The following is a 9,395-nucleotide window of genomic DNA, read 5'->3' on the forward strand; positions in this document are numbered from 1 at the left end:
CTCTCAGACGACGCCAAATCGCTCGAGCATTATTCGAAGCTGCAATTTCTCCTGGCGGAGTTGCTTTATCAGCAGCGCTTTGAGGCGCCGGTTTTCCGCACCGAGCGCCGCTAATTCGTCGACTGGTGCTTCGACGTAAGCGGCGGAAAAATCCTCCCTGAGTTGTTTCCTTGCGCTGTCGACATGATTCCCTGAGCGGCTCTCGCCTATGCGCGTCACCGCTTTTCGGACCGGCCTTTTGGCTGAACGTTTGTTCGATTGCGCGATCGGTCCGACGGGATCGTGATGGTTTTGCGGTGGATCGATTGGCGCCGGTCCGACCAAAGAAGCGGGCAACTGGGACTCATTGCCGGCGTCATGGTTCTGATCGAGCTGATATGCTGACCGGTGGTCCTGCGCAATTTCGCCGGGTTCGCCGATAGCGTCCGATTCCTTCTTGGGTTCGAACAGGTTCGGCGCTTCCGTCTCGGCCTGACGGACGAAGGCCTTGATATCGGTGTTTCCCCAGATCGAATTTGCCTGGGCTGCCAATCGCCGGCGACCCGACTTGAATTCGACGACGAAGTTTCGCTGTGGTGTTTTCATATTTACATTAGACCTTTAGATTCCGTGCCAAGCTCAATTGACGTCGAACCGTTTCAGCATCGTCTTGAGCTGGGCGTTCTGCAGCTGGAGCTTCCGGGCGAGCTCTCTTTTCAGTTTTTTGATGTCCTCATCAAGGCTTGCCACATCGTCGAAAAACGCGTCGCTCGCAGACGACCGAGGCACGCCTTGACCTTCATGTGTCACGACACCGGCCCGCGCGCCAGTGTTAGCCTGGGCTCCCATCCTCCGCTCACCGCGGCTGTGCGGAGACCTTGTCCGAGACTTCGAATTTGTCTCGATTGGCTCATCGGCGCTTTCAACTGAACGACGCGCTTCGCTTGGCGAGGGTGTTAAAACCTCGTCACCAACGACCGGCGGTGCCAATGCCTGCGCTGCATCGCGATCGCCTTCAATGTCGTCCGATGCCGATGCCACTCTCTCGACCAGAACAGCCTCGTTGTATTCCGCTGGGGCGTAGTCTTCAGTCGAAGGAGATGCCGGTGTCTGGTCCGCCTGATAATCGAGAGCGGGATTAGTATCATGCCCGATGGAACTCTCGAGCCCTTTTGCCGCTCGACGCCGAGACGTCAAATCGACGAGGAATTTCCACGGTGTTTTCATCGGCATTTCACCTCAAGCCCGGCTGCGATGCTGCGTAGCGCCCTGTCCCCACTCGCAGGTCGGCCGGGCACGATGGAGGCGCCCGGCGACTGTTTTTCTGCTGAAGATGCGGTGGCTGAGGCCGATGGCGGCCGACCTACATGACTGAGCCCTGATCAATCCAGTCCGAGCCGTTTGCGCAAATCGGTATTTTCCTGGCGCAGCTTTTCCGCCAGCAATTTGCGCAAGCGCTTGTTCTCTTCTTCAAGCTGGATCAGATCTTCCAGCTCATCAATCACCGGTGCGGATGTCTTTGCCGTTTGCTCGGCAGGCTTGGCGATCTTATTTCTTCCTCTGCCCTTGAGGGTGCCCTTGGTATCGGAAGGCTTGGCCTCGCTCGACCTCGGCTTTCTTCCCCTTCCCCGTCCAACAGGTTTTGCCTCACCTGCCGTCGGCGCCGGTTCGGTCACGGCCTCGGTCGCCGCAGAAGCCGGTTCGGCAGCTTGCTTTTGACGACGCGGCGAACGCTTCTTCTTAACGTCCGCTTTTGTCGGCGGATCTGTTTCCGCGGCCCCGGCAGCGGGGCGCGTATTATTCTCATCAGCCATCAGACATCTCCTCTATAGCCAAGTCACTTTTCGACTGGGTGAAAGAAGGAGTCAACAAAGGCGCTACGGTTATCGCCCGCCTAATATCATGAATTCGATAGCGTGTGACTCGACCGCCTCCGACCCTAACTCTTTTGGCTAACTTTTCGCGGGTCAGGCATGCGCTCTACTATGCTGGCGGGAAATCTGGAGAGGGGCATGCACTATCGCCAAAGGTCGGTGCTGTTCGTGGCGCCTTGGCTGATCATCGGAATTGCCGCAGTTACCGCGTCGGGTGGTATAACTGTGGCGGACTTCGATAAGCCAGAACTGCTGATTGCCGCGCTTTTTGTCGGCCTCGTCATCGGAATGGCCGTTGAGCAGTTCCTACCAACGACGAGAAAACAGGCGCGGCCGGAGAGAAACAGGTCACGCTACGAGAAGAAACGCAGCAACGAGCGCATGCTCTTGGGACCCTGGCGTCCGATGCAAACTGCCGAGTTATTGAGACCAGTCGACCCGGCGGATCAACTGCGTATCGTGATGCGCTCGAACTTCACCATTCAGCCATTGCTGAACAAGAGCGAAGCCCGCGTGTTTCGCGAACTCGACAGCATCGTAATCGGCTGCAATTCCTCCTGGCAGGTCATGGCGCAGGTGTCGATGGGCGAGATCCTGCGAAGCACCGATGCGGACGCCTACAGTTGCATCAACTCCAAGCGCGTCGACTTATTGCTCGTGGACAGCAATTGCCAACCCCGGCATGTCATCGAATACCAGGGCGGAGGACACCATCGGGGCACCGCGGCCGCACGCGACGCGGTAAAAAAGGAAGCGCTGCGACGCGCCGGGGTCGGCTACCACGAGGTGGTGGCTGGCCACACCACCCCATCGGAACTCAGGCGATTGGTCGAAAAGCTGGTGGACAAACCGATTGCCAGCTAACGCGCTCCCGTTACTTATGCCGGCACGGCCGAGCCGCTTCCATCGGGCGGTGCAACCTCCTCGTCTTGATGGTGTGGAGGCGCAAACGGGATGATCTCCGATCTCCAGGCCGTTCGCGAAAATCTTTTTCCGGCCAGCCACGGAGCCATCCATGACTGGGAGCAATTCCCTTGGCATCGCGACCGAACCGGTCGAATTCAGGCTCACAAGGCACATTCGTCACAAGCCATCGCAATTGACGTGTTCGGCACGATCAAGATGAGCAGAGATCGCGACCGCGTCTTCGACGCCATTGCGGCCAGAGTCGGGGTGGCGCCGGGCGGTCCATGGGCAATAACGCTCGAATGGACCGATAGTCATCGCCTTTTGGGAGAACCACGGCCTACGCAAGTCGATGCCCTTGCGCTGGGCTCAATGGCTGCGCTCGTCATCGAGTGCAAATTTACTGAGCCCGGCGGACAATGTAGCCAAACAGCCTTGTCGCGCTCGGGCGAGCGCCAATGCAACGGAAGCTATGCCGACCAGATCAACCCAGGCAACGGCTTGCGCGCCCGCTGTGCCCTCGCAGACAAAGGCATTCGTTACTGGGACTACATTCCAGAGGTCTTCGCGCTCGATCCGGCTGCGGACCAAACGCCCTGCCCTTTTAAGGGAGACGCCTATCAGTGGATGCGCAACGCCGTATTGGCGGCAGCGTTTGGCAAACAACACGGCCTTCAAGCGGCCGCCCTCGCAGCCTTTGCCGACCATCCCAGTTTTCCGACGGCGCGCAAAGCGAAGCGAGGCCTGATGGACCCTGCTCTCGGTGGCCAGGCGGCCATTACACCCATCTCCTACCAGCAGATCGTTGCGATCGCTTGCCAGGTCGGGCTCGATAAAGAACTTTGGCACGGCCTTTCTGCGTGGGTCGATCGAAAGATCGCAATGGCTGCCTTACGAAGATCGGAATTCAAAGAGGTTTGAAATGGATACTGATATATGGGATCGAGCCTTCTATGACGACGGCGAATGGGTTTCCTGGTCCGAAGTAGAAGAACAGCTTCGATACCATGAGTGGCGCGCCAAATATCCGAATGCAGACACATCGTTGATTCCGTATTTTGAGGAACTCCTGTCGCTGGCAGAAAGCTATCACCTTCAGACAGATCGCCATCTCAATGTGTATGGAGACATAGGAGAACTCTTCGGCGCCATCACCTACGGCATAAAGCTGAACAGGAGCTACGCGCAGGGTGCTGACGGTCGGCTTGGCAACGATCATGTTGAGATCAAAACCATCACGCCGTTCAAATCCAAGGACGAGGTTTTCGTGAAGGTCTTTGGGAATTTCAGCAAGCTCCTCGTCGTGAAGATCAACTCCGACTTCGAAGTGTCATCCCGGATGATTGATCGCAAGAAGCTTCGCAAGACGGCGAAATCCCTCCTGAGGATAAGATGGAGCGATCTGCCTCACGCCAAATGAGGGCTTGCGGCACGCATTTTTCTCGTAGAGATGAGACGTTCGACCCAGTGTTCGTCACTTGATCATTGAGTGCCGTTCGACAATGCGGCAGCTAATTCGACTCGAACTCGGACCACCTTTCAAGGGTCCCTTGGGGAGTGGGCAATCGACACATCCTTAGTTTGAGAAATGGGCGCGCCGTTCTGACGACCAGCCAAGTACGCGCGAAGGGGCGCATCGAAACAAACGTGTAGAATATGCGCTAGAGCGACAGCGACATGGAGGGTAGCGCAAACGGTGACCGGCAACGGAATCCAGCTATCGGTGAGGTTTTGAAATTGATGACCAAGCTGAATAACAGGCAGGTGGACAATATAGACGGGATACGACATCTGCCCGAGATATGCAGCAAATGGCCGCTCGGAATAATGCGGGACTGCAGCCGCCAGTGTAACGACGATCGGAATTATGATAGCGATACAAATGAAATCGTAGATGTCTCTCGGGACGCCAAAGGGGAAAAATAGAACGGCAATCAGGGCGAAAAGCGGGACCTGGGGTGGAACCGATCCAACGCGACGATGGATACCCCAGCGGAAGATCAAGACGCCGGCAAGGAACGAAAAGCCTACCCTGAAAAATCCTTCGAAGAACGCTCGCCAATTCGCAAATCCAACCGGCCCGATGCTACTCTCGATCATGACAATTTGGAAAAGTGCCGCCGCCAGAAGCCCCAAAACTGCTGCCCCCTGCCAAAAACGAACGCGCCGGCGGGCAAAGGATCCGTAAACGACACTCGCGGCCATCTCAAAACAGAGGGACCACAGCGGGCTGTTGATCGCGAATGCTTCCTGACCGACGAGAAGTCCGAGGGGCAATAGGAATAACGCGCCAACAGCAAGGATCGAGACATCGACAAGAGCTATGCTTGGTGTCAAAGCAACTTGCGAGGCAATAGCGCCCAGGGCGACACCAATGACGATCATGGGATAAAGCCGTATCAGCCGCTTCAGCAAAAACGTCCTGCTCTGCAGAACACCCGACCTGAGCTTTTCGTCATACCCGCTTGCCAGGACGAACCCGCTCAAGCAGAAGAAAAAGTCCACGGCCAGATAAGCGTAAGAATTGAGATTGAAGCCAAAAACCTGGCTGGCGTGCAAGAGAGCCACCGATACCGCTGCAATGCCTCGAAGCTCATCCAGAAAGATAAAGCGGTCTTTTGTTTGATCTGTGCCATGATCGAGGCCCTGAGCGACGGTCGGACCGGTATACGCAGGGAACTCCGAACGGCCAAGTGCGGCGGCAGACGTCAGGAGCCTTTCTTCCTTAGGCCGGTGATCAAGGTGATGCATCTTTTCAGTCTTCCTTGAAGGCTCGCGCGACCTGATCCATGAACGGCTTCGTCAAATATGCCAGCGCTGTTCGCTCGCCGGTCTGGATGAAAGCTTCAACCGGCATGCCCGGAACAGGCGTCACCTGCCCAAGCCTCTGCCATTCGCCGTCGGAAACCTCGGCCCGAACGACATAATAGCTGAGCCCCGATCGTTGGTCCGCCGTCAGGTCCGCCGCCACCCCCGTAACGACACCATTCAGTTCCGGCGTATTCCTCTGGCTGAAGGCAGAAAATCTGAGATGCACCGCCTGACCAATGCTGACTTGGTCGATGTCGCTTGGCGACAGCTTGACCTCCGCGACGAGTGCATCACGATCCGGAACGATCTGCATGATCGCCTCTCCCGGAGCAATGACGGCGCCGGGTGCGTGGACGGCAAGCTGATGCACGACGCCACCTTGGGGCGCCCGAATATCAATCCGTTGCAAGTCGTCCTCGGCTGCGACGAGGCGCTCGGAAAATTCGCCGATATCGCTCTCGGCCTGACGAAGCTGGTCGGACACCTCGCTGCGGTGATCGTCGTCGATCTGGATAATCTGAAGCTCGGTCTCGGTGATCCTGCCCTTCGCCTGTGCCGCGTTCGCAAGCAGACTGCCGAGCTCTCCCGTCAGGCTCGCGGATTCTCGCTGCAGCGCATACACCCTGTTGGCCGGCACGAGGCCCTGATCGAACAATCGCTGAAGGCTTTCCAACTCCTTCTCGATCAGCCCAATCTCTTGCCGCTTTCCGGTTTGCTGCGCGACCGAGCCTTCAGTTTCCTGCTTGAGCTGCTCAATCCTCTCGCGCAATTGCGCCTTCCGGCTCATGCGGGAAGATTTCCTATCGGCGAAGAGGCGCTTTTCGCCTTCAATCGAGCGGCTCACCTCAGGATCGCTGACTTTAGCAAGAAAGTCTTTGGAGAATGCGACAGTCTCTGCCCCGTCGCGTTCCGCTTCAAGCCTTGCCCTTCTGGCAAAGAGCTCGTTGAGACGCTTCCTGACGATGGCGAGATTGGCGCGCGTTTGCGTGTCGTCGAGATGAATAAGGACTTGGCCGGCTTCTACGCGATCGCCATTCTTGACGAAGATCTGGCCAACCGTCCCACCTTTCTGGTGCTGCACCGGCTTCACGTAGCTGTCGACGACAACCGTTCCCGCTGCAATGACGGCGCCTGACAAGTGAGTGGTCGCTGCAAGACCGCCCATGACGCCGCCGAGCAACAGGACGGTGCTGAGGGCGGCCATCGTCAGATTGCGAATGGCGCGTTCGGCCGAAATCGCTGCCTTCTCTCTCACGATCCCGTCTCCTCGCCGCCAATCAGCAGACGCACGGGTTGCGGCGTTGCCTTTGCTGGCCTCGCCGTCATCTTGCTCAGAACTTCGTCCTTGGGACCGAACGCCTGCATCTGGCCGTTGCCCATGACCAAGACCTTGTCGACGGCTACGAGGGCGCTCGGTCGGTGGGCGATGACGATCGCGATCCCTCCCCTTGCCCGGACGCCGGAGATTGCTTTCGTCAGCGCCGCTTCCCCGTCAGCGTCGAGATTGGAGTTCGGCTCGTCGAGCACCACCAGGAATGGATCACCATACAGCGCTCGGGCAAGCGCAATCCGCTGGCGTTGGCCAACCGAGAGCGCCGATCCATGCTCTCCAATCTTCGTGTCGAATCCATCGGGGAACTGCACGATCATGTCGTAAACGCCCGCTGCCCGCGCTGCGGCAATGATTGCCTCGGAACCGGCGTCCGGATCGAAGCGCGCAATGTTTTGCGCAATCGACCCATCGAAGAGCGAGACATCCTGCGGCAGGTAGCCGAGATGGCGGCCGAGCTCTCGCGAATCCCATTGCGCGAGCAATGCCTGGTCGAGCCTCACTGCTCCGCCTAGTGGCAGCCAAAGGCCCGTGATCGCGCGGGCGAGCGTCGATTTCCCCGATGCGCTTGGGCCGATGATGCCGACGGCCTCGCCTGCCGAAACCTTGAAGGAGACGCCGCGGACGATAGGGCTGCGGCCGCCGGGGGCTGCGACCTGCAGGTTCTCGACGCTCAGGCTTTCCTGTGGTGTCGGCAATGCGACCTCGCGCTGATCCGAGGACATGAGAGTCATGAGCTTCGTCAGACGTCCCCAGCTTTGCCGAGCGGCCACGAAGCCTTTCCATTGGCCGATCGCAAGCTCGACGGGTGCGAGAGCACGGCTCACCAGGATGGAGCTCGCAATCATGATACCGCCAGTTGCCTCCTGCCGGATCACCAGAAGGGCGCCAACGGCAAGCACGCCCGACTGCAGCATCATGCGCAGGATTTTCGAAGCTGTCGCCAGCCCGCCCGTTACGGTGCTGGCGGCAACGTGGTTTGCCAGATATTTTCGGTTCAGCTCGGACCAGCGCTCGCCGATGAAATGGCCGAATCCCATAGCGAGGACGGCTTCCGAATTTCGTTTCGTCGCCTCGGCAAGATTGATGCGCTCGGCGGCGAGCTTGGCTGCTTCCTTCGCCGGCTGACGCGACCGGACCTCGGTCAGCATCGTCAAGCCAATAAGCATCAATGCGCCGGCAAGCGCGGTCACGCCGATCCAGAAGTGGAAGAGGAAACAAAGGAAGAGATAGAAGGGCATCCAGGGCATGTCGAACAGAGCCGTTGGCCCCGGTCCGGACAGGAAACCACGGACGCTATCGAGATCGCGCACGCATTGCAGTCCGTCGCCCGGCATCTGCATACGCGACGGCAGCAGGACTAGAGAGCCGTAGACGCGGTCACCGAAACGTTCGTCGACCGAGGTCCCCACCCTGACGAGGAGCAACGATCTGATCAGTTCCAGAACACCCTGGAAGATAAACAGCGTTGCGGCAATGACCCCGAGTCCCACCAAAGTTGGCAGGCTCCGTCCCGGAATGACCCGATCGTAGACCTGAAGCATGAAGAACGAGCCGGTCAGCGCGAGAATATTGATGACACAACTCGTCACGCCGACACCCAGGTAGGCTCGACGAAGCGACGACAGGACCGCCACAAGAAACACTTGTGACGGCTGTTCTGCGGCCTTGTTCAAGACGATTTCCTCTTCGTCACGCTGCAGCCGTGAAGCGGAAGTCGTCCTGATGCAGGCTGGTCAGCGCGATGTTCTTCAAAGTGATCGACGTGTTGGCGTCATGTGCGATTACCGTGTCCGCTCCAACCTGGCTGGCGGCTGCCAGTACCGATGCAAAGTCCGCGAAGAGGTCGTTGCTGATGTCAATGACGTCAATGCTCTGCGCTCCTGCCACGAAATCATTTATGGTGTCGTGGCCGAAAGCAGACCGGAATACGAACGTATCGTCTCCAGCCAGGCCAATCAGTGTATCATCGCCTAACCCAGCGTGAATGGTATCCGCGCCGGTTGTCCCCGTGATGGTGTCGTTGCTCGAGGTACCGCCGACGTAAGAAATATGAGCTCTTAGATCCGCACGGTTCCACGTCGTGCCATCGGCGAAGACGATGCTGTCGGTGCCCCGGCCATAGAAGTCGTCGAGGGTTTCCTTAAGCAGAATGGAGCCTCCATCTCCGGCCCCCGGCGCGCTCTCGGCAACGACCAGCGTCACATCGATGCCATTGCGAACCAGCGTGACACTGCCCGGGTTGATGTCGGTCAACACCAGCTTATCGACATAGCCGCCATCCGGTCCCTCGGTGATGGTGTCGGCGCCGTCGCCGCGAGCATAGAAGTAGGTGTCGTCACTGCCGCCGCCGTTGATGACGTCATTGCCTCGGCCGCCGGTGATCAGATCGTTGCCGTTGTCAGCATTGATCGTGTCATTGCCGTCGCCGGCATTGATGACATCGGCGACGTTGAAGCCATTGATCACATCGTCGCCCGCCGTGCTTGCCTGCT

General features: G+C 58.4%; 10 protein-coding genes. 3 read left to right on the forward strand and 7 right to left on the reverse strand.

Annotated elements, in window-relative coordinates:
* Nucleotides 1–3: 3 nt before the first annotated feature.
* The 3 genes from AC13QO_RS29425 to AC13QO_RS29435 form a co-directional block, all read right to left on the reverse strand.
* Nucleotides 4–585, reverse strand: coding sequence for a hypothetical protein (locus AC13QO_RS29425; RefSeq protein WP_488542704.1), 582 nt, complete (start codon nucleotides 583–585; stop codon nucleotides 4–6).
* Nucleotides 586–618: 33 nt separating this feature from the next.
* A complete protein-coding gene (locus AC13QO_RS29430; RefSeq protein WP_488542705.1) occupies nucleotides 619–1,206 on the reverse strand; it encodes a hypothetical protein in 588 nt (195 codons plus the stop codon).
* Between the two features lie 155 nt (nucleotides 1,207–1,361).
* Entirely contained in the window at nucleotides 1,362–1,793 is a 432-nt protein-coding gene (locus AC13QO_RS29435; protein WP_488542706.1) for a SyrB2 regulator, read from the reverse strand.
* A 198-nt stretch (nucleotides 1,794–1,991) separates the two neighbouring features.
* On the opposite strand from AC13QO_RS29435, the gene AC13QO_RS29440 reads away from it, so the two are divergent.
* From AC13QO_RS29440 to AC13QO_RS29450, 3 genes are all read left to right on the forward strand, one after another.
* A complete protein-coding gene (locus tag AC13QO_RS29440; RefSeq protein ID WP_488542707.1) occupies nucleotides 1,992–2,717 on the forward strand; it encodes a DUF2726 domain-containing protein in 726 nt (241 codons plus the stop codon).
* Between the two features lie 90 nt (nucleotides 2,718–2,807).
* Nucleotides 2,808–3,680, forward strand: coding sequence for a PGN_0703 family putative restriction endonuclease (locus AC13QO_RS29445; RefSeq protein WP_488542708.1), 873 nt, complete (start codon nucleotides 2,808–2,810; stop codon nucleotides 3,678–3,680).
* A gap of 1 nt (nucleotide 3,681) precedes the next feature.
* Nucleotides 3,682–4,179: a hypothetical protein gene (locus AC13QO_RS29450; RefSeq protein WP_488542709.1), complete on the forward strand. Its 498-nt coding sequence runs from the start codon at nucleotides 3,682–3,684 to the stop codon at nucleotides 4,177–4,179.
* Nucleotides 4,180–4,298: 119 nt separating this feature from the next.
* Here the strand turns inward: AC13QO_RS29450 and AC13QO_RS29455 are convergent, their stop codons facing one another.
* The 4 genes from AC13QO_RS29455 to AC13QO_RS29470 all read right to left on the reverse strand — a co-directional run.
* On the reverse strand, nucleotides 4,299–5,510 hold the full coding sequence (locus AC13QO_RS29455; RefSeq protein WP_488542710.1) for an acyltransferase family protein: 1,212 nt from the start codon (nucleotides 5,508–5,510) through the stop codon (nucleotides 4,299–4,301).
* Between the two features lie 4 nt (nucleotides 5,511–5,514).
* Nucleotides 5,515–6,774, reverse strand: a complete 1,260-nt coding sequence (locus AC13QO_RS29460) for an HlyD family type I secretion periplasmic adaptor subunit (RefSeq protein WP_488542713.1) — start codon at nucleotides 6,772–6,774, stop codon at nucleotides 5,515–5,517.
* Nucleotides 6,775–6,821: 47 nt separating this feature from the next.
* Nucleotides 6,822–8,576 carry a type I secretion system permease/ATPase gene (locus AC13QO_RS29465; RefSeq protein WP_488542711.1) on the reverse strand — a complete coding sequence of 585 codons (1,755 nt, stop codon included), beginning with the start codon at nucleotides 8,574–8,576 and terminating at the stop codon, nucleotides 6,822–6,824.
* A gap of 16 nt (nucleotides 8,577–8,592) precedes the next feature.
* The coding region (locus tag AC13QO_RS29470) for a calcium-binding protein (protein ID WP_488542712.1) at nucleotides 8,593–9,395 on the reverse strand (803 nt) is incomplete at its 5' end.

The sequence above is a fragment of the Rhizobium sp. CNPSo 3670 genome (genome assembly GCF_057784555.1).